General features: G+C 42.8%; 18 protein-coding genes. 4 read left to right on the top strand and 14 right to left on the bottom strand.

What is annotated here, in order from left to right; genetic code table 11:
• The first annotated feature begins 174 nt into the window (after window positions 1-174).
• Window positions 175-1239: a uroporphyrinogen decarboxylase gene (hemE, locus tag HWQ47_RS25170; RefSeq protein ID WP_269968701.1), complete on the top strand. Its 1065-nt coding sequence runs from the start codon at window positions 175-177 to the stop codon at window positions 1237-1239.
• A 65-nt stretch (window positions 1240-1304) separates the two neighbouring features.
• On the opposite strand, the gene HWQ47_RS25165 is transcribed toward hemE, so the two are convergent.
• The 4 genes from HWQ47_RS25165 to HWQ47_RS25150 form a co-directional block, all read right to left on the bottom strand.
• Window positions 1305-2786 carry a sensor histidine kinase gene (locus HWQ47_RS25165; protein ID WP_269968700.1) on the bottom strand — a complete coding sequence of 494 codons (1482 nt, stop codon included), beginning with the start codon at window positions 2784-2786 and terminating at the stop codon, window positions 1305-1307.
• Entirely contained in the window at window positions 2786-3517 is a 732-nt protein-coding gene (locus HWQ47_RS25160) for a response regulator transcription factor (protein ID WP_269968699.1), read from the bottom strand. The genes HWQ47_RS25165 and HWQ47_RS25160 overlap by 1 nt, the downstream gene beginning before the upstream one ends.
• Window positions 3518-3599: 82 nt before the next feature.
• Complete coding sequence (locus HWQ47_RS25155; protein WP_269968698.1) at window positions 3600-4331, bottom strand: spondin domain-containing protein; 732 nt, start codon at window positions 4329-4331, stop codon at window positions 3600-3602.
• An 11-nt stretch (window positions 4332-4342) separates the two neighbouring features.
• Window positions 4343-5044, bottom strand: a complete 702-nt coding sequence (locus HWQ47_RS25150) for a spondin domain-containing protein (RefSeq protein ID WP_269968697.1) — start codon at window positions 5042-5044, stop codon at window positions 4343-4345.
• 356 nt (window positions 5045-5400) lie between these two features.
• On the opposite strand from HWQ47_RS25150, the gene HWQ47_RS25145 reads away from it, so the two are divergent.
• Window positions 5401-8007: a putative bifunctional diguanylate cyclase/phosphodiesterase gene (locus HWQ47_RS25145; RefSeq protein ID WP_269968696.1), complete on the top strand. Its 2607-nt coding sequence runs from the start codon at window positions 5401-5403 to the stop codon at window positions 8005-8007.
• A gap of 148 nt (window positions 8008-8155) precedes the next feature.
• Here HWQ47_RS25145 and purD read toward each other — a convergent pair whose 3' ends face one another.
• Window positions 8156-9448 (bottom strand): phosphoribosylamine--glycine ligase, encoded by a 1293-nt coding sequence (gene purD, locus HWQ47_RS25140; protein WP_269968695.1) that lies wholly within the window; start codon window positions 9446-9448, stop codon window positions 8156-8158.
• 81 nt (window positions 9449-9529) lie between these two features.
• Window positions 9530-11119 carry a bifunctional phosphoribosylaminoimidazolecarboxamide formyltransferase/IMP cyclohydrolase gene (gene purH / locus HWQ47_RS25135; RefSeq protein WP_269968694.1) on the bottom strand — a complete coding sequence of 530 codons (1590 nt, stop codon included), beginning with the start codon at window positions 11117-11119 and terminating at the stop codon, window positions 9530-9532.
• Window positions 11120-11516: 397 nt separating this feature from the next.
• Here purH and zntR point away from each other — a divergent pair, with 397 nt between their 5' ends.
• Together zntR and HWQ47_RS25125 are read left to right on the top strand one after the other, a co-directional pair.
• Complete coding sequence (gene zntR / locus HWQ47_RS25130; RefSeq protein WP_269968693.1) at window positions 11517-11996, top strand: Zn(2+)-responsive transcriptional regulator; 480 nt, start codon at window positions 11517-11519, stop codon at window positions 11994-11996.
• A 3-nt stretch (window positions 11997-11999) separates the two neighbouring features.
• Complete coding sequence (locus tag HWQ47_RS25125) at window positions 12000-13259, top strand: SO_0444 family Cu/Zn efflux transporter (RefSeq protein ID WP_269968692.1); 1260 nt, start codon at window positions 12000-12002, stop codon at window positions 13257-13259.
• 90 nt (window positions 13260-13349) lie between these two features.
• On the opposite strand, the gene mutT is transcribed toward HWQ47_RS25125, so the two are convergent.
• The 8 genes from mutT to HWQ47_RS25085 form a co-directional block, all read right to left on the bottom strand.
• Window positions 13350-13754 carry an 8-oxo-dGTP diphosphatase MutT gene (gene mutT / locus HWQ47_RS25120; protein ID WP_269968691.1) on the bottom strand — a complete coding sequence of 135 codons (405 nt, stop codon included), beginning with the start codon at window positions 13752-13754 and terminating at the stop codon, window positions 13350-13352.
• A gap of 3 nt (window positions 13755-13757) precedes the next feature.
• On the bottom strand, window positions 13758-13970 hold the full coding sequence (yacG, locus tag HWQ47_RS25115; protein WP_269968690.1) for a DNA gyrase inhibitor YacG: 213 nt from the start codon (window positions 13968-13970) through the stop codon (window positions 13758-13760).
• Window positions 13971-14042: 72 nt separating this feature from the next.
• Window positions 14043-14777, bottom strand: a complete 735-nt coding sequence (gene zapD / locus HWQ47_RS25110) for a cell division protein ZapD (protein WP_269968689.1) — start codon at window positions 14775-14777, stop codon at window positions 14043-14045.
• Window positions 14778-14785: 8 nt separating this feature from the next.
• A complete protein-coding gene (gene coaE / locus HWQ47_RS25105; RefSeq protein WP_269968688.1) occupies window positions 14786-15391 on the bottom strand; it encodes a dephospho-CoA kinase in 606 nt (201 codons plus the stop codon).
• Between the two features lie 35 nt (window positions 15392-15426).
• A complete protein-coding gene (locus HWQ47_RS25100) occupies window positions 15427-16338 on the bottom strand; it encodes a prepilin peptidase (protein WP_269968687.1) in 912 nt (303 codons plus the stop codon).
• Between the two features lie 274 nt (window positions 16339-16612).
• Window positions 16613-17878, bottom strand: coding sequence for a type II secretion system F family protein (locus HWQ47_RS25095; RefSeq protein ID WP_269971857.1), 1266 nt, complete (start codon window positions 17876-17878; stop codon window positions 16613-16615).
• A 91-nt stretch (window positions 17879-17969) separates the two neighbouring features.
• Window positions 17970-19679, bottom strand: a complete 1710-nt coding sequence (gene pilB / locus HWQ47_RS25090) for a type IV-A pilus assembly ATPase PilB (RefSeq protein ID WP_269968686.1) — start codon at window positions 19677-19679, stop codon at window positions 17970-17972.
• A gap of 69 nt (window positions 19680-19748) precedes the next feature.
• Window positions 19749-20222, bottom strand: a complete 474-nt coding sequence (locus HWQ47_RS25085) for a prepilin-type N-terminal cleavage/methylation domain-containing protein (RefSeq protein ID WP_269968685.1) — start codon at window positions 20220-20222, stop codon at window positions 19749-19751.
• Window positions 20223-20321: the final 99 nt, after the last annotated feature.

Below are 20321 nucleotides of genomic sequence, written 5' to 3'. Positions count from 1 at the left end.
TTATCCGGCCATATCATCTGGTTACTATTTACTCGGCTAGGTTAAGCATGTTCATCTTGATTATTTTTATATGTAGTGGTGTTTGTCACATAAATGATCTGAGAGAGGATATTCTACTCTCGTAAATGCTAAACTACGCGCAGCGGAAATCAATAAGTCTAGGAATAGAGCCAAATGGCAGAATTAAAAAATGATCGTTATTTACGCGCTTTACTAAAACAACCTGTTGACAGAACTCCTGTCTGGATGATGCGTCAAGCTGGCCGTTACCTACCAGAATATAAAGCAACCCGTGCAGAAGCCGGTGACTTTATGTCTTTGTGTAAGAATCAGGATTTAGCGTGTGAAGTAACGCTTCAGCCACTTCGCCGATATGATCTTGATGCTGCTATCCTGTTTTCTGATATTTTGACTGTACCGGATGCAATGGGCCTAGGCTTATACTTTGAAACTGGTGAAGGTCCTCGTTTTGAGCGTCCGACCGATACTATCGATGCGATCAAGAAGCTTTCAATCCCTGATCCTGAAGATGAACTTGGTTATGTGATGCGTGCTGTAAGCACTATTCGTCGCGAGCTTAAAGGTGAAGTTCCATTGATCGGTTTCTCTGGTTCTCCTTGGACATTGGCAACTTACATGGTTGAAGGTGGCTCGAGTAAGACTTTCGAGAAAATTAAGAAGATGGCATACGAAGAGCCTAAGACTCTACACATGTTACTCGATAAGTTAGCTGACTCAGTGATCTTGTACTTAAATGCACAAGTTGCCAATGGTGCACAATCTTTGATGATTTTCGATTCATGGGGTGGAGCACTCTCACACCACGCTTATCGTGAATTTTCACTGCGTTATATGCAGAAGATTATCGATGGCTTGACTCGCTATGCCGATGGACGTCAAGTTCCTGTGACCTTATTTACTAAAGGTGGCGGTCTATGGTTAGAAGCGATGGCTGAAACCGGCTGTGATGCACTAGGACTAGATTGGACTGTCGATATTGGTGATGCACGTCGCCGTGTGGGTCATAAAGTTGCGCTACAGGGTAATATGGATCCTTCAGTACTTTATGCATCTCCTGAGCGTATTCATCAAGAGGTTGGTCAAATATTATCTAGCTATGGTGAAGGTACTGGACATGTATTCAACTTAGGTCATGGTATCCATCAACATGTTGATCCTGAGCACGCAGGTGCATTTATCAACTCAGTACATGAGTTATCAGGTCAATATCATAAGTAATTAGATTTACATGTTCACATGAAGCCTGTCATTTGATGGGCTTTTTTATGTGCTAAATTCAATTTTTATTCTGCAAGTCGTAATTCTATGTGAAATTGACTGCCCTCTCCAGGAGTGCTCTCGATATCGATATTACACCTTAATAGCCCTAATAACTGCCTAACGATGGCCAGTCCTACACCTAACTGAGGTAAAACTTCGTCACGTTTAAATTTGGGCTTATTCTTTAAATGTTGTAGCGCTTGTAACTCATGTTTGTGCATCCCAGAACCATTATCAGAAACGCATAGCCAAATGGCGGTATTATCTTCATTGAACTGACCCTCGGTTAAATGGGAAGTCGGTTTTATGGTGATACTGCCACCCGCTGGCGTGTAGCGGATGGCGTTATCAATAAGGTTACTTAAAACACGCATCAAAATTTGTGGATCGGTTAGGATAATTATGTTTGAAGGTAGATCGAAATTTAGCACTACTTTTTGTTGTTTGGCTCTAGGGGCAAAAATAAGTGTTAATTCATGTAAGAGTGGTGCTAATTCAACTCGTTTAAACTCTGGCGTTATCTGTCCGTTTTCTAATGCGGCAAGCTCTAACATTTGGCTTAATAACTGCTGAATGTACCTTCCTGAGTTTGCAGCTATTTCAATTAAATCACTACTACGCTCATTTGCAGGCATTAGTAACCAAGTATCTATGTAGCCCTGTAGTGATGTGAGCGGGGTTTTTAAATCATGAGATAGGTGTAGCATGAAATCGTGTCTCGCTTGTTGCTGGCGATTAATCGCTTGATGTTGTTGACGGATTCTTTCCAGAAGTTGATTGATATGTAAACTGAGTCCGTGGATCTCACTACTGCCTCTATATTCATCGGGAAGGGTTAAACCTTCATTTAGGTTCTGTGACTCTAACTTTCCTAAGTCTTGCTCCAATTTTGAGAGGGGGAGGGTTAAATATTTTGCTAAAAGGGCAAATAGAGTCAGCGCAAACACAATTGAAGCTAAAACTACACCAATCCAGAATCTAGGGGCTTGATGTTCACTGACTAAGGATTGCCACATATCGAAATCTTCACCGCCTATTATTACGTATAAATAGCCAGTGTTTTTTCCATTGGAATTTTGTAAATATGCTGCTGAAAATATCTTTTTACTGTGTAATGATCTGGGATCTAGCCCTTTTATGGGCAATTGAGCACCATTTATAAAAGCTCTTAACGCTGGCGTATCGACCCTTAAGCGTTTTATTTTCTCGGTTTTTGCATCATAGGCGACCACATTACCTAAGGTATCTAAAGTGTATATCTCGAAACTTGGGCCTAATAGCATGAAGTCATGAAACGCTTCCTTTAACGCAGCACTGGATGTGATCCCTTGTGATAAGAGAGGATTAATATGGGCCATGTGGAGTGCGAGATCTCGATGCAGAGATTGCTGAAGCTGATCTCGGCTAAAGTCTTGGTTAAATTGAAACCATTGCCATAAAGCGATAATTAAGATAAAGACGATTAAACTGGCTGACAGTAATAATCGACTAAATAGACTATTCATTAGTGGGGGCGGCTCTCTGGAGGCGAAAATTTATAACCCACTCCCCATACCGTTTTCACTAACTCGGCAGCAGGAGTACAGGAAGATAATTTAGCGCGTAGGCGATTAATATGGCTATTAACAGTGTGTTCATAACCAGAATATGAGTAGCCCCATACAGCCTCTAACAATTGCAGCCGACTAAAGACTTGTTTAGGATGTTTCGCCATGAAAAGTAGTAGATCAAATTCTCTGGCAGTTAATGCTAACAGGGTATCGAAAGCGATCACTTCACGGGTATCACAGTTAATTGTAATACCATTGAAATCAAGCTGCTGCTCCTCTTGTTCAGTTTGATGTCCTCGTCTTAAAAGCGCTTTAACTCTTGCTCTTAGTTCAAGTACGCTAAACGGTTTTGTCAGATAATCATCGGCACCAGATTCTAAACCGAGTACGATATCGGCTTCAGAATCTTTAGCGGTTAGCATCATGCAAGGTGTTTCTTTTCCTGCATGACGAAGTTGCTGACACAACATAAGTCCATCTCCGTCTGGGAGTGTACGATCGATTAAAACAAGGTCAAAACTTTTGAGATCTAACTGTTGATTTGCTTGTTTTATAGTCGAACATTGAATGACATCAAAATTGAGAGTATTGAGATTAAGCTTAACTAAGTTAGCGAGATCTGGTTCATCTTCAACCAGTAAAATCTTATGACTATAATGATTATTCGCTGTACGTGTTCCTTTCATTTTGTGTGTCTCGAAGCGGATCCGTAAATAGTAGACCCGCGTCGAGTGTTTTTTATTTCACCAATAATGGATAAAGCTACCGCTATTGAGTTCGTTCTATCTTGATAGTAAGTACAGGGTTGTCGAATCTATGAGATGCAGAGAGTACTGAATCTGCCAGGCCGTCATCTTGACTAATTACACCAGGGTGAGCGTGAACTCTATCTACATCATCACGAAGCGCATTAAACCCTTCTCCACCATCGGCAGGACCAGGAAATGTGCCTTTGGCTTCAGAGTTTGCTTCAGTACCTGCATCATAGGCGATAGATCTAAAGCTCATCACTTGATTAATTGCTAGAGAATCTAATGAAAAGTCATTGAGACCAGCAAATGCATCATTGGTATTGACCAGCATGGTTAGTATTGATAGAGAATCTACATCATCAGGCATCAGGCTCAGTTCGATACTTTCTGACATCCCAGGTGGTAAAATCCCTTGGCCTACGGTTACACTATCGACATTATCCATTGATGAGAAAAGTGAGCCATCACCAGATTCTGCTATGGTTTCTAACGCTAAACTTGCAGGAGCACCAACTTGCCAAGTTGAAATGTCATCATGAGCAATAAGCGTAATCGGTGACATCGGTTGATTTGCCGTTAAGTTTGTCACCGTCACGGTGTAGACTTGATTGACTATTGGAGCCGGAGGTGTGGGAGGCACGACTTCAGGTTTATCATCATTATCAGAGCAAGCGCTGAGTAATAAACTTGCTGAGATGGCTGACACGAGAAGGAGCTTATTTCGTGATAAAGTTTTGTATGTATTCATCTGGGTACCACCTATTTAACTACGACAACGACTCTTGCTACAGGATTGAGCCATCTGTGAATACGGCTATCAAGATCACTCATGCCGCCTGCTATATCTGTATCGCCCAATACACCAGGGTGAATATGTACTTTATCGTTACCACTCGTATCACTGACTCCTGTACCATTTTCTCCGCCATTCATCCCTGGAGCAACTGGAATACCTGGCGTGCCTGACATGCCGCCGCCATTGATGATTTCATCATTAGCCTCTGTACCTGCATCATAGGCATTAACATTTATAGTGTAAGTACCAGATGTTGTTGGGATCTCCCAGGCATCAAGGCCAATAAAGGCATCATTTGTTGGTAATACCATCGCGACAATAGACAGGTGGGTCATGGTTGTAGTGTCTAACATTATGTTATCTACTTTACCGCCAGCCGCTAATAGTCCTTCTGCTGGGTTGGCAACTATGGGGTAATTGTTACCTGTTGCAGCGGCCATTAAGTCTGCAATGCTTCCCCCTTCCGCCATTTTCTGTAGTGCGGGAGTCGCCATCTCTCCCGATTGAAATTGGTGGCTAGTATTGTCATGAGCGGTGATAAGTATTGGCGTAAAGTGGTTACCATGGGTTAGATTCGTGATGCTAATTTCAAGTTCAGCTGCCATTGTTGGTGCTAACATTAATCCATTTAATACTAAAATCATGCTTACTTTGTTCAGGTTCATTTTCTCTCTCCATATTTATGTATATGTTGAGTGTGGCAAGATGAGTTCACTGGGGTATCGCGTGTTAATCACATTTTTCGTTTAAAAGTATCACAAAAGATTCACAAAGCAGGCTGGCTTGAATGTTTAGCTCCCCAAATAGAGTAAAACATAATATTTACAGAAGGTTTTGTGTGCTAAATCAAAGTCAGAGTTCATCGTTCTATGCATCCTATTGATAATAATGGCAACGAGAAAGATTAAACGAGTATTATCTGGCTTCTAAATGCGTTACTTTGCACGGTGAAGTTAACGTTCTAGTTAACTTAGTTTTTGAACTGATGTTGATGTTTAGTGAATAATTGCAGTGAGACAAAATGCATATAGGCAAGAAATTAATCATTTTTGTTGTCGGTTTCTGCCTTCCGGCAGTCATTGCTGTTTCTTATTGTTTAAGCATGTGGTTTGAACATCGAGTAGACAGATTAAGAAAAGATGCAGTTAGCTCTGAATTAGTGGCTATTAAGGCACAACTGAATAATGATATTAAGCAATTAACTCTTCTGGCTGATGTTTATGCTGTGCCAATTACAGATCTCAGTCCGTTGTCTAGGCTTGCTTTAGATGAAGCATGGCGTAGCAGTGCACTCTCGAATAAGTTCAGTCTGTTTTATTTGAATCAGGGTGAGTTAGCGCCCTTCTCTCCATTCTATGACGATACCCTCTCTTTCGAGTTTGATAAGTTACCTAGGGAGTTTTTGGCGAGCACAAAGGTGAGAAGTGGGGTATATATTAAAGATGATAATGGCTTTATTGTCAGTCTAGTGCCTGTTACAAAGCAGAAGTCGGTGCTTGTTGTGAGACAATTGACGGAAAATTTATTATCGGGTTATGGATTAAATAGCTTTGTTCAGAAAATTGATTTTTCGCCAGGTCCTGCTGGTGAACATTACATCGTTGATGGAACAAAATACATCGTAGATCTTGATGTCCCCAGCATATTTCCACAACAACAGTCTCACCTAGAGGTTCATTTTTCCACCGATATATTCAATAAGCTGTGGTTAAAATATGATCTGGCCACATTTGCTAGCGTCGGCTTAGGTTTATTCATTGTTATCATCGGTTATATCTGGCTCAAACTAGGCCTTATTCGTCCTTTCCATCGTTTGATGGTGCAATTGGCTGAGATCGATCCTAATGCTCAAACTTATAAACCGATTGAAGGAACTGGATGTTCTGAATTTGTGGTGATGGCTGATCAAGTTAATACCTTGTTAGAGCGTATTATTCAGCAAAAAGAACGGGCTAAAATAACCTTAGAGTCGATTGCAGAAGCAGTTATCTTAACGGATACATTTGCTAAGGTGGTCTATCTGAACCCGCAAGCCGAATGTATGTTAGATCTGAAAGGAGATGAAGCGATAGGTATCTCTATAGACTCTTTGCTTAAAGCTGATAAAAGTATTAGAAGTGTACTCTTTAGTGTCATGGCAAATCAGGTGCAGCAGACAGTATTGAATAAGCATATGTTCAAAACTGAAAACGCTAGAGTGATGGAGCGTAGCATTAGTAACTTACTCAATCATAAGCAAGAGGTGATTGGTTCGGTTATTGTGCTCAGAGATATTACTCAAGAAGAAAAGTTAACGCGACAACTTAGACTGAGAGCAAACTTTGATCCTATCACCTCTTTGTTAAATCGCAGAGCTTTCGAAGAGGCATTGGCAGGGTTTAGCCAGAACGCTCAGTCTCTTGCTATCTGTTATTTCGATCTAGAACAATTTAAGTTGATCAATGATTCCTGTGGTCACAGTGCTGGAGATCAGATGTTGGCTATGGTTGCTAAGGCGATTCAATCTTGTCTCAATCAAGAGGATTTATTGGCTAGATTAGGCGGTGATGAATTTGGTTTGGCGATCAGAAATCTGAGTGCTGTGGAGGTCGCAAAGATAGTGAAGCGTGTGATTTCCAGAGTTTCACTGCAGGTTTTACATCACAATGGTTGTAATTATCGTGTTGGTATCAGTGCGGGAATAGCGATTGCACGTCCTCCTTACATAATATCAAAAGAATTAGTAAAAGACGCTGACATTGCCTGTTTAGCAGCGAAGCGTAAAGGAAGCAATCAGATTCATTTTTATGATAATAAAGATAAAGAGTCTATCTACCAACGTAATGCACCTATGTGGGCTGTTAGGATTAGCCAAGCGATTGAACATAATGAGTTGTTGCTCTATTACCAAGAGATTAAAGGTATGGGGAAGGAGGGGAAACGTCAGCGTATGGAGATTTTGCTGCGAGTGCAAGAACCTAATGGACGTATCTTAGCCCCTGCCCAGTTCATCGAAGCCGCAGAGCGTTTTAAACTGATGAATGATGTTGATAAAGAGGTTATTCGAAAGGCATTCCTATGGTTGTCTCTTAATGAGGATATTTGGGATGATCACTGTATCTCGATCAACCTTTCTGGTAACAGTTTAGGTGCAGAGGGAATGGTGGAGTATATCGCTGAGCAATTTGAACGTTTCGAGATCCCGAGTCAGTGTATCTGTTTTGAAATAACTGAAACGAGTGCGATTCAGAATCGCAATCGTGCCATGGATATGATTAATCATTTGCGCAAGCTAGGTTTCTCGTTTGCCTTAGATGATTTTGGTAGTGGTTTCGCGTCCTATGGTTATCTTAAAGAGTTACCCGTTGATTATGTGAAAATTGATGGCTGTTTTATCAAAAATTTAGCGACTAATGCTAAAGATTTTGCCATCGTCAAATCGATTCATGATGTTTGTGGTGTGATGGGCATAGAGACGGTCGCTGAATTTGTCGAAAACCAAGATATTATTGATAAGCTGGAGATGATCGGTATTAACTATGCTCAAGGGTATGCGATAGGTAGACCTAAGCCATTAAGTAGCTATGTTTACAGCAGACTTAGTCAAACCGCGAAACAAGGATCTGAAATTCGCCGTTTAAGTGCGTAAGCTCTGTCGCTATAGTGTAGATTTGAATTTATAAGTATTATCCAAGGAGTGGATATGGATGGGTTATTTGGCTGTGTAGAAGTATAAGTAAGAAAACAAAAGTATAAAAAAACCGGTTCAAGACCGGTTTTTAATTTAGATAAATGAATTAACTTTCCCTAGATATCGCTCGGTAAGCGATATCTGTACGAAAATACACATCATCCCAATGGATCTTATCCACCAATTGATAAGCAGATTGTTGAGCCTCCGTGACGGTATTGCCCAGTGCCGTTGCACACAGAACACGACCGCCATTGGTAACGACATGGCCATCGATCATGCTCGTTCCCGCATGAAACACTTTGGCGTCATGGTTACCTAGGTCTAAACCAACGATAACATCATGCTTACGGTAGGTGTCAGGATAACCTCCTGCGGCCAGTACAACACCAACAGCTGCGCGGCTATCAAATTCAGCCGTGACCTTATCTAGCTCACCGCGGGTAGCAGCCAAGCATAACTCGACGATATCCGATTGTAGACGCATCATAATAGGTTGGGTTTCAGGGTCACCAAAACGACAGTTATACTCAAGTACTTTAGCGCTACCGTCTGGTGCGATCATCAAACCAGCATATAGAAAGCCAGTGTAAACATTGCCTTCTGCTGCCATGCCATCAACCGTTGGGCGGATAACATGGTTGATCGTCCAGTCATGTATAGCTTGGGTTACAACTGGAGCGGGTGAATAAGCACCCATACCACCGGTATTAGGGCCATTATCGCCATTGTCACGCGCTTTATGATCTTGGCTGGTAGCCATCGCGAGAATATTTTTGCCATCTACCATTACGATAAAACTAGCTTCTTCGCCTTTTAGAAATTCTTCGATAACGACGCGAGAACCTGCCTCTCCAAACTTATTACCTGCCAGCATGTCATCGATAGCGGCGTTAGCTTGAACCTGATCTTCTGCTATGATGACGCCTTTACCTGCGGCTAAACCATCAGCCTTGATCACAATCGGAAAGCCTGTGGTCGCGGTCATTTCAGTGACGTAAGCTTTAGCGGGAGCAATTTCGGTAAAGTTTGAATAGGCAGCAGTTGGAATATTATGGCGAGCCAAGAAGTCTTTAGTGAAGGCCTTAGATGATTCTAATTGAGCTGCACCTTGGGTTGGCCCAAAAATAGGCAAACCTACGTCATTGAATGCATCAACAACCCCTAGCGCCAGTGGTACTTCAGGTCCGACAATAGTGATCTCGATGTTAGACTCTTGTGCAAAAGTAACGAGTGATGCAATGTCTTCGACATTAATAGCTACATTTTCTAATTTAGGCTCTAATGAAGTGCCAGCATTTCCCGGAGCAACAAAGACTTTTTTGACTTGTGCTGATTGGGCTGCTTTCCATGCCAATGCATGTTCGCGACCGCCACCACCAATAATAAGTATATTCATTTTTTTACCCTTAAATAAGTTCCTAGGTTCTAGGTTAGAGTTCCTAGGAGCTAAACCCTAGAACCTTAATTCTTCTTATTATTAATGTCGGAAATGGCGCATTCCGGTGAATACCATTGCCATGCCGTGCTCATCTGCTGCGGCAATAATCTCTTCATCACGAATAGAACCACCGGGCTGAATGATACAGCTGATACCAGCCGCTGCGGCAGCATCAATGCCGTCACGGAATGGGAAGAAGGCATCAGAGGCCATCACAGAGTCTTGCACTTCTAGACCTTCGTCAGCGGCTTTAATACCTGCTACTTTTGCGCTGTATACCCGACTCATCTGGCCAGCGCCAACACCGATTGTCATGCTGTTTTTGGCATAAACAATCGCGTTAGATTTAACGAATTTAGCCACTTTCCAGCAAAACATGAGATCTTTCATTTCGGCTGCAGTAGGCTGACGTTTAGAGACTACTTTTACATCATCCAGTCCAACCATACCTTGATCTCGGTCCTGAAGTAGCAAGCCACCGTTAACACGTTTGTAATCTAGGCTGGTGGTTTTAGTGCCCCATTCGCCACACTCAAGAAGGCGGACGTTAGCTTTGGCCGCAACAATATCTCGAGCGGCTTGGCTGACTTTTGGTGCGATAATTACTTCAACAAACTGACGCTCAACAATAGCACTGGCTGTTGCTGCATCAAGCTCACGGTTGAAGGCGATAATGCCGCCAAATGCCGATGTTGGATCCGTTTGATATGCTCGGTTATAGGCTTCGAGAAGGTCTGAACCTATGGCAACACCACAAGGATTTGCGTGCTTAACGATAACGCAAGCTGGTTCGCTGAACTCTTTGACACACTCAAGCGCAGAGTCAGTATCGGCGATATTGTTGTAAGAGAGCGCCTTTCCTTGAAGTTGAACAGCGGTTGCAACAGAAGCTTCATCTAAGTTGATATCAACATAGAAAGCCGCCGTTTGATGGCTGTTTTCGCCATAACGCAGGTCTTGCTTCTTGATAAGCTGAGTGTTGTAAGTGCGTGGGAACTTAGAGTCTTCGTGGCACTCATCATGACTATGGGCTGGAACCATGGTGCCGAAGTAATTAGCGATCATGCCGTCGTAAGCTGCTGTGTGTTCAAAAGCTGCAATGGCTAAATCAAAACGAGTCTCAAGCGTTGTGCTGCCTTCGTTGGCTTGCATCTCTGCAATAACGCGGTCGTAATCTTGAGCGTTCACTATGATGGTCGTATCTTTGTGATTTTTAGCAGTAGAGCGAACCATAGTCGGGCCGCCAATATCGATATTTTCGACAGCGTCAGCAAGAGTACAACCCTCTTTTGCTACGGTTTCTGCAAATGGATACAGATTGACCGCAACCAGATCAATGGGCTTGATATTGTGTTGTTCCATGACGAGTTCGTCGATACCGCGACGTGCTAAGATGCCGCCATGCACTTTAGGGTGCAAGGTTTTAACACGACCATCCATAATTTCGGGATGTCCGGTATGATCCGATACTTCAATGACTGGCACACCATTATCTGCCAAAAGGCGGGCGGTACCACCAGTAGACAGTAGTTCTACGCCTTGAGCGTGTAGAGATTTAGCAAACTCAAGTATTCCGGTTTTATCTGAAACGCTCAATAGCGCGCGACGAATAGGTCTGGCATTTTTCATTTTGGGTACAGTGTCCAGTAGTTATTTTAAGGATCTTTCGGAAAATAGAACGGTGTCATTAATGGTGATAACCATTCTGTTTTCCAAAAGTCCCTCAATGCTAGCTTCTTTTACTTACCCCATCCTGCGCGCGTATTTTAACGTAAAAGTATCCTTTACGCTTTTTTTATGTGTGATATCACAATATGCCTGAGCGAACAAAGACCTAGGTAATTATGAGATTTAAGGTCAATTTATCGCAGTTATGGTTAGTTTTTGTTGTTCTTCACACTCTAGCGAATAAATAGATGCCCTTGACGCTAATTTATAGCACTATAACTCTTGACCTTTGATTTAACTCCAAGGTTTATACTCTATAATATTAAAGACTCATTTCGAACATAGATAAGGGTGACCGATGTACCGAATTGGCGAGCTGGCTAAGCAATGTGAAGTGAAAGCTGACACATTAAGGTTTTATGAAAAACACGGTTTGTTGGCACCTTCATCACGCAGTGATTCGGGCTACCGCTTATACAATGAAAAGGATGCGGAGCGATTACGCTTTATATTAAGAGCCAAGGCAGTAGGCTTTACTTTAGCGGAGATCGCTGAACTACTCTCTATTGAGCTGGATAAATCTAACTGGGCTTGTGCTGACGTTAAGGGTTTAGTGGACAGTAAATTAACGCAAGTGAATGAAAGGCTCTCTGAACTTAATCATTTTCAATTGTCACTTCAGCGTTTATCTGATGCATGTTGTGGAGGCCCTGAGAGCGCCGAACATTGTTCTATTTTAGAAGCGTTAGAGTCAAATACCGATAACATCAAGTGTGAAAATCATGGGCATCACCATGATGAGTTTCAATATACAAAAAATTGTCAGAGTAAGGGATAATCTATGTTGTTCACGAATTTTATTGATCTATTTTTAGATTCAGCCCCTTGGTTACTCTTGGGTTTGTTTTTAGCCGGTATGTTGAAGATGTTTGTGCCTATGGCGTGGATGCAGAAACAGCTTGGCGGCCATGGTTTTAAAACCGTGGTTAAGGCTGCTGTGATAGGGGCACCTCTTCCTCTATGTTCATGTGGGGTTATTCCAGCAGCGGTAGGATTACGACGTTCAGGAGCCTCGAAAGCTGCGACGACCTCTTTTCTGGTTTCAACGCCAGAGACGGGGGTCGACTCTGTGGCTGTATCATATGTACTACTCGGTCCATTTATGGCTGTTGTAAGGCCTATTGCTGCCGTTATCAGTGCCATTGTTGCCGGACTTCTAGTTGGACGCGATGATTCTGATGAGCCTGCAGTAAAAAGTGGAGCAATAAAGTCTGAGAATCAAGCTACAGCATCATCGGCATCATGCTGTAGTAATAAAGAGACGACTAAAGTTCAAAAAGCTCCAGAGAAGACTAGCTCTTGTTGCAGCAGTAAGGCTAATGAAGAGGTTATGGAGCAAACTCCTAAAGCCTCTTGTTGTGGCTCATCAAAGAATGAACAAGTTTCTCTTAGTCACAACCACAGCAACACTGAGAGCGAATCATGTTGTGAGTCGACACAAGATATCGCGACAGAACTGAAAGGGACTTCAGTAATAAGCCGTATCGGCAAGGGATTACATTTTGCAGCGACAGATCTGGTACGCGATACGACTGTTTGGTTATTGGTTGGTTTGTTTTTTGCCGCTTTAGTGCAGACCTATGTTCCGACCGATTTCATGGCTAAGTGGGGCGATGGAATACTCGCTATGCTCGTCATGGTAGTGATATCAGTGCCTATGTACATCTGTGCAACGGCATCGACACCTATCGCAGCAGGCTTACTGCTCGCTGGTGTATCACCTGGTGCTGTATTGGTGTTTATGTTGGCAGGGCCAGCGACGAATATAGCCACGCTAGGTGTTGTGGTTAAGGAGATGGGAAAGCGAGCACTCTTTGGTTATCTCGGTGGCGTGTTGGGTGTAGCTTTAATTTCAGGCATTTTGGTTAATTACTTGGTTGACACTTTTGGTTTTGAAGTAATGCCTCAAATCGGTGAGCAGCATAATTTATTACCGAGCGCTATCGTATATAGTTCTGGTGTGGTGCTCGCGATATTGATGCTTAAAGTGTTATTTGAAAAGTTGCCAAAGAATTGGTGGCGCAGAGATTGTTGCTCTTAATTTAACTCGCGACTTAGATTAAGCCAGTTGGTTACCCCGACTGGCTTTTTGTTAATAATGATATGACGTTTAGGATAATAGAGCTTATTTCTAATGAGCTAAAATTCTATCAATAATTGGCTTGTTGGCTTCTGGGAAATCATAATTTACTAAATTTTCTTTTGCTACCCAGCAGATCTCTTGATCTTCTAATCCTTTAGCTTCACCATCAAAATGAGAGACGAGATGAATATCTAGTAAAACTTGTTTATCCGAGTAATCATGGCTAATTTGCATCAGTGGAGTCGTAGCCGAGACATCTAAGTTGACCTCTTCTTTTAACTCACGAATAAGAGCCTCTGTAACCGTTTCACCTTGCTCTACTTTACCTCCTGGGAATTCCCATTTTCCACCTTGATGCAGATGTTGTGGACGTTTTGCGAGTAAAACCTCTTGGTTATAATTAATAATAACGCCAACTGCAACATGTACTCTCTTTACCGCTAATTCAGGCATGGGCTAACTCTCTTTGAAAAAGTCAGCTTCGTCATAACCTACATTATCTAAGCCATCCACATCGAATTCGGATTTGACAGGGATAGCGTGTTTTTCAGAGGCCCAATCACCTAGATCGATGAGTTTGCAGCGATCGCTACAAAAGGGTTTGAATGTAGACTCGGCATTCCAGATAACTTCAGTCTGGCAGGTAGGGCATTTTACACTTGTAGGCATGAGAAAGCTCAATTACTGAGTTTAGTGACCTTGTGCCACTAAAGATTAGATAATGAGTTAACTATACTGATTTTAAGCACAGGTGGCTAATTGGAATTCTATCGTTTGATCTGAGTGTTTCTGTTGGTCAAACTGAACGAAGTGAATAGCGTAGCGGTTTTTGTGTCCGCTGATGGTGGGATAGCAACCCTGTTGAGAATCAATTTTAACTCTAATCATAGAGAGTGCTTGATTGCTATTTCCTTGAAAAAACCCAGCCTTAGCAATTGTTTCGCAGTATTGTGTTGTTAGTCTAGTTAGTTCAAGTAATAAATTGATTGGATACAAAAGAGCGGTAAAACTATCGACCCATTGTAAATATTCTTGCTGGCGAACATCCCAAGGCTTGGCTAACCAGTAATGAAGTTGAGGTAGATCGAAGTTACAGCATGCTCCGGGCATATTAAACCTCTGCCTCAAGGCGGCGAGAAAGCGATCTTGTTTAAGTTTTGCACCAGGTCGGTCACTGGCTAGCAGGTGTTCTTTGGCTGTCACCAGACGATTTAAAAAGGCTTCAACTTGAATGGTGTCTATGTGAGGAAGGGATTGCCAGTTAGATAGCTTGATTATTTTTTTATCGAGGTCTTGTAACACTTCACCTCGATAGTCACAGCGCTCCGTCAATTCACATAGAGAAAACAGCGGATAGAAACATCTGTGTTGATGATCCTGATCTACATTGGTCTGAAGCTGCTGAGATAAATACTCTAAGCGAAGAAAGCTTCTGGTCTTTTCATTTAAAGGTTGTTCATAGATCAATTTTGTCATGGTATCAGCTAAGCGTTATTGGACAATTTTAAATAGTTATTATGTAGTGCAATTATTTTGCTTCTAAGTGCCGATATCTCTCCATGATTGTCGATGACATCATCAGCTTTTGACAGTTTATCTTCTCTTGAGGCTTGGCTGTCAATTATACGCTGTACCTGTATTGCGGGCACAGAATCCCTAAACATAGTTCTATTTCGTTGTTGCTCTGGTGAAATATCAATCAAAAGTGTTCGATTTACTAACCTATCTAATCCGTTCTCAAATAGCAAGGGAGCAATCAAAATGGTATAGGGAGAGTTAGTCTTATCGAGTTGTATTAGCATCTCTGTGCGTATTATCGGATGCAGCAAAGCATTCAACCATTCTCGGTCAGTTGGCTCAGAAAAAATCCGCTGCCTTAACTGGGCTCTGTTTAGGCTGGCATCAGAGTTTAAAATCTCATCTCCAAAGCGTTCTACAATTTGCGCTAAGCCATATGTGCCTTTTGCCACAACTTCACGGGCGACGACATCGGCGTCGACGAGTTCAATACCTAACTCTGCAAATATATTAGCAACGGTAGTTTTTCCGCTACCGATCCCCCCTGTTAATCCTATTACTAGCTTTGTCATATTCTAGGTACCTATTTAGTGAGACTGGTATGATGCTAAAGAGTTGAAAGGTACCAAGTATTGATGCTGGAGCCCCATATCATGGCAATCCAACCCGCTATAGCTATATAAGGTCCGAAAGGAATGGGATTCGATGAATTCATTTTCTTAGTTAGCATTAATCCTATACCAATAACCGCGCCCACTAATGAAGAGAGTAAAATAATGATGGGGAGTACCTGCCAGCCAAGCCAGGCACCAAAAACGGCTAAGAGTTTGAAATCACCATAACCCATCCCCTCCTTACCCGTTAATAATTTAAAGGCCCAGAATACACTCCAGAGACTCAAGTAGCCGGCCGCAGCCCCAATAACGGCATCAGTTGGACTGGTAAACGTGCTATTCAAGTTGATGATTAATCCCAGCCAAAGCAGAGGTAGAGTGATTTGATCGGGAAGTAACATCTCGTCGAGGTCGATACCAGTTAAAATGATCAAACCGAAGGTCAATGTTGTTGCAAGTGCAAACTCAAGCGTTGGACCGAAGTGGAGTGCGAGAAAAGCAACCGCTAGCCCTGAAAATAGCTCTACAACGGGATATCTTGCCGATATTTGGCTTTTACATTGAGCACATTTACCTTTGAGCATTAGCCAACCTAAAATAGGCAGGTTATGCCAAGGCTTAATATGGCTGCCACATTTAGGACAGGATGAATGTGGTACGATTAAATTGTATGTCTCAGGATAATCGTCAATGGGTTTAGCTAACTTTTTGGCGATAGGGGCAACAAGCTTTTCATGATATTCATTCAAATACTGATCACACTCCTGTTGCCACTCTCGCTTCATCATTACAGGCAAACGATGGATCACTACATTAAGAAAGCTACCAATAACGCTTGCAAAAACAAAGCTTATAATAGCAAAGAGCCACAAGTTTTGACTCATGGTTGAGATGAATTCCGACATGATTTCCACGTTTTTTTGATATTGTTAACCAGTATTCTAACTGACGATCTTATCCATTTGGAAACTATCTGTTAGATACATGGTTATTGATGGCCTTAACTCACAATCTTACCTATTTGGACATTATCCGTAAGGTACATGGCTTTTATGGTGGCTCAACTAACAATCTTACCCATCAGGAATTTATTCGTAAGGTACATAGGCTTTATAATGGTTCAACTCACAATCTTACCCATTGGAATTTATTCGTAAGGTACATGGGCTTTATGGTGGTTCAACTCACAATCTTACCCATTTGGAATATCGGCAGGTACATAGCAACAATCAATCCACCCACTAATGTACCAATCACCACCATCATGATGGGTTCTATCAGGCTCGATAGGCCATCAACGGCATCATCCACCTGCATCTCGTAGATGTTGGCGACTTTGTTAAGCATATTATCCAGTGAACCAGATTCTTCACCTATCATCACCATCTGAATTAGCATGTCAGGGAAGAGACCTGTGGTTCTCATGGCAACGTTCATCTGCATTCCTGCCATGACTTCAGAACGCACTTTAATTACGGCGTTACGGTAAACAGCATTGCCGGAGGCTCCAGCTGCAGATTCCAGTCCATCGATAAGGGGGACACCGGCGGCGAAAGTTGTCGCGAGTGTGCGCGCAAAACGGGCCATGGCGGCTTTATGGAGAATAGGACCAACAATGGGTATTTTTAAAACTAACGTATCGACCTTATCTCTAAAGGTCTGCGAGTGAAGGTGGGCTCGTTTAAATAGAAAAGCCGCAATAATAATCGCCACGGCAAAGATATACCAAGAAGCCTGTAAGGCTTCAGATATGCCGATGACAAATTGAGTAAATGCGGGCAGTTCGGCGCCAAAACCTGCAAAAATTTCCTGAAATTGTGGCACCACAAAAAGAAGTAGTAGTGTAGTCACACCTACGGCGACGACGACGACGGCAGCTGGATAGAACATGGCTTTTTTTATTTTAGATTTTAATGCTTCAGCTTTCTCTTTATAGAGGGCTACTCGCTCAAAAACCTGATCTAGCGAACCGGAATGCTCACCCGCAGCAACCAAATCGACATAGAGGTCATCAAAATATTGCCTGTGTGGGCGCAGTGCATCTGAAAGTGGGATACCTGATTGTATCTCAGAAACAATAGTCCCTAGCAGTTCGCGCATCTTAACTTTCTCATGACCACGCCCGAGCATCTCGATGGTGGTGACTAAGGGAACTCCAGCCTGAAGCATGGTGGCTATCTGGCGGGTCATCATAGCGATATCCATGGCTGATATTTTGGGTTCGCCTAGCTTAAAAAGCGAGGGAGCTTTTTTCTTGACTGATTTTGGTGAGACTCCTTGGGATTTAAGCTGGCTCTTTATCTCAGCAATCGTTGCCCCACGCAACTCCCCGGAGGTTTTTGCTCCATTGCGATTAAGACCTTTCCACTCGAAGGTATGAACTTTAGTTTGGGCTTTAGCTTTTTTAGTTGATTTAACTTTTTTAGTCGCTGTTGCCATGGCTATAGCTTATCCTTGTTTTTGTTCGATACTCGCTATTTGGTAGTCGCAATTTAGGTAACAACTCCTTAGTTATAGCACTACTTTCGTTATAGCGTTAGAAGCTAGTGACGCGATTGATCTCGGTGATACTGGTCACACCTTGAATGACCTTCAATAGGCCTGAAGCGCGCAGATCTCGCATTCCTTGCTCTTTGGCTTGAGTGGCTATCTGTAGAGAGTTGCCTCCCTCCATAATGGTCCTTGCTATCTCATCCGACATCTTCATCACCTCATAGATACCGACTCGCCCCTTGTAACCGCCGGAACATAAGTCGCAACCTATGGGTTTGAATAGGGTTAGATCTTCGTCAATCTGCGTTTGTTTAAAACCGAGACGTAATAGCTCATGTTCGGGGACCTCTTCATGTTGCTTACACTCAGGACACAATCGACGTGCTAATCGCTGGGCTATGATAAGGTTGACTGAGCTGGCGATGTTGTAGCCAGGCACGCCCATGTTGATCAAGCGGGTGAGTGTTTCAGCCGCTGAATTAGTGTGCAGGGTGGAGAGCACTAAGTGACCGGTTTGAGCAGCTTTAATGGCGATTTCGGCGGTTTCTAAATCGCGAATTTCACCGACCATGACTACATCTGGGTCTTGACGCAGGAAAGATCTAAGTGCGGCAGGGAAGGTCAGCCCAGCCTTAAGATTGATGTGAACCTGATTAACCCCTTCTAAGTTAATCTCTACCGGATCTTCAGCAGTGGAAATATTGCGCTCTTCAGTGTTGAGGATATTGAGACCAGTATACAGCGAGACGGTTTTACCTGAACCCGTTGGTCCAGTGACTAGAATCATGCCTTGGGGTTTAGCCAGCATCTCTTCGTAGAGTTGCCGTTGATCATCTTCATAGCCTAATTTCTCGATGCCAAGCTGCGCCGAAGAGGAATCTAGAATACGCATCACAATCTTCTCTCCCCAGATAGTAGGGAGCGTACTGACACGGAAATCAATCGACTTAGTGCGTGACAGTTTCATCTTGATACGGCCATCTTGTGGCACTCGGCGTTCGGCGATATCAAGTTTTGACATCACCTTTAATCGTGCGGATATACGATTAGATAAGTTAACCGGAGGCTCGGAGACTTCGTGCAGTATGCCATCGATACGAAAGCGAATACGATAGCGTTTTTCATAGGGCTCAAAATGCAGATCCGAGGCACCTTTACGAATAGCATCGGTGAGAATCTTATTAATGTAGATAACAATGGGCGCATCGTCACTACTTTCACCCGCCGTATCCTCAACGCGTTTACTGGTATCTTCAACTTCAATGCCGGCTAGAGTCTCTTCATCTATGCCGCTGATGTCTAAGCCCGATATATCATCTTCTAGTATTTTATCTAATGCTTTGGTGAGTTTATCATCTTCGACCAATATAGCTTCAGCATGCAGACCTGCACTGAATTGAAAATCTTCCAGAGCTGAAATGTTGGTGGGATCAGAAGTGCCGATATAGAGGCGATTACCTCGCTTAAACAGGGGCAAGCATTTATGTTTCTCGATCAGTTTTTTATTAAGAAAATCTTCAGGAATACTGGCGACATCAAATTCATCCAAGTCCAGCAGTGGCGTGCCATATTCCTCATAGCAAAGCTCAGCGATTTCACGGGCTGAGATCAGTTTTTCTGAGATGATAGTTGAAACGAGCGATTGTGTGCTTTGTCTGGATTTGGTGATGGCAGAGGCTATCTGCTCTTCACTTAGCAGATTTTTACGAATAAAAAGTGTAGATAGACCTAGGTGTAGCCCTGTTGTTGGCATATGTTACCTTGATAATTAAAAACCTAAAAGAGAGCTAAAGCTCTCTTTTAGCACAATTTGCTACTTGATTTAAGGTGCTGATGTAACGTTGCTACCTGCGCCATCAGCACATTGTGCTGCTGTTGTTGCACCACCCGCTCCAGCTAGAGTTGCTACATATGTAACTGTTCCAACATCTGCAATTGTTGCTGTAATCACACATGTTCCGTCAGAGTAAGCAACAGTACCACCGTTTTCTTCGTCCCAAGAACCAGCACCAGCATTAGCCGCAGCAGGGGTAATGGTTAATGCGGCAACAGCTCCAGCATCATCAACGATGGCTTGACAACCTACACCTGATTGTACACAGGCAATAGCTTTGGATGTGTAGGCTCCAGTCCCCTTCATTGCGGCACCACCATGGGCTGCTGCAACATAATCTCTATACGCAGGCAGTGCAACTGCGGCGAGAATACCGATAATTGCCACAACGATCATTAATTCAATTAGGGTGAAACCCTTAGCATTCTTGTTTAAGCTGTTTCTAAAATTAGTGCCTTTCATTATATCTCTCCGTCGACAAACATAGATCATAACTGGTACATTTAGTATAGATCACTTAGCTGGGTGCTCCTGCGCTAGCTGTTTCATCCTGAATCAATC

Origin of the sequence: Shewanella sp. MTB7, from assembly GCF_027571385.1 — a bacterium.
GTDB lineage: Bacteria > Pseudomonadota > Gammaproteobacteria > Enterobacterales > Shewanellaceae > Shewanella.
The sequence above is the reverse complement of the archived record's forward strand: the minus strand, read 5'-3'. Positions and strand labels throughout refer to the sequence as shown.

Excerpts from the sequence above, each read along its gene's own strand:
- yacG (WP_269968690.1), bottom strand. The coding sequence starts at position 13,970 with ATGCCTACAAGTGTAAAATGCCCTACCTGCCAGACTGAAGTTATCTGG.
- HWQ47_RS25125 (WP_269968692.1), top strand. The coding sequence starts at position 12,000 with ATGTTGTTCACGAATTTTATTGATCTATTTTTAGATTCAGCCCCTTGG.
- HWQ47_RS25150 (WP_269968697.1), bottom strand. The coding sequence starts at position 5,044 with ATGAACCTGAACAAAGTAAGCATGATTTTAGTATTAAATGGATTAATG.
- hemE (WP_269968701.1), top strand. The coding sequence starts at position 175 with ATGGCAGAATTAAAAAATGATCGTTATTTACGCGCTTTACTAAAACAA.
- HWQ47_RS25160 (WP_269968699.1), bottom strand. The coding sequence starts at position 3,517 with ATGAAAGGAACACGTACAGCGAATAATCATTATAGTCATAAGATTTTA.
- HWQ47_RS25165 (WP_269968700.1), bottom strand. The coding sequence starts at position 2,786 with ATGAATAGTCTATTTAGTCGATTATTACTGTCAGCCAGTTTAATCGTC.
- HWQ47_RS25145 (WP_269968696.1), top strand. The coding sequence starts at position 5,401 with ATGCATATAGGCAAGAAATTAATCATTTTTGTTGTCGGTTTCTGCCTT.
- pilB (WP_269968686.1), bottom strand. The coding sequence starts at position 19,679 with ATGCCAACAACAGGGCTACACCTAGGTCTATCTACACTTTTTATTCGT.
- zntR (WP_269968693.1), top strand. The coding sequence starts at position 11,517 with ATGTACCGAATTGGCGAGCTGGCTAAGCAATGTGAAGTGAAAGCTGAC.
- HWQ47_RS25155 (WP_269968698.1), bottom strand. The coding sequence starts at position 4,331 with ATGAATACATACAAAACTTTATCACGAAATAAGCTCCTTCTCGTGTCA.
- HWQ47_RS25085 (WP_269968685.1), bottom strand. The coding sequence starts at position 20,222 with ATGAAAGGCACTAATTTTAGAAACAGCTTAAACAAGAATGCTAAGGGT.
- HWQ47_RS25100 (WP_269968687.1), bottom strand. The coding sequence starts at position 16,338 with ATGTCGGAATTCATCTCAACCATGAGTCAAAACTTGTGGCTCTTTGCT.
- purD (WP_269968695.1), bottom strand. The coding sequence starts at position 9,448 with ATGAATATACTTATTATTGGTGGTGGCGGTCGCGAACATGCATTGGCA.
- mutT (WP_269968691.1), bottom strand. The coding sequence starts at position 13,754 with ATGCCTGAATTAGCGGTAAAGAGAGTACATGTTGCAGTTGGCGTTATT.
- coaE (WP_269968688.1), bottom strand. The coding sequence starts at position 15,391 with ATGACAAAGCTAGTAATAGGATTAACAGGGGGGATCGGTAGCGGAAAA.
- zapD (WP_269968689.1), bottom strand. The coding sequence starts at position 14,777 with ATGACAAAATTGATCTATGAACAACCTTTAAATGAAAAGACCAGAAGC.
- purH (WP_269968694.1), bottom strand. The coding sequence starts at position 11,119 with ATGAAAAATGCCAGACCTATTCGTCGCGCGCTATTGAGCGTTTCAGAT.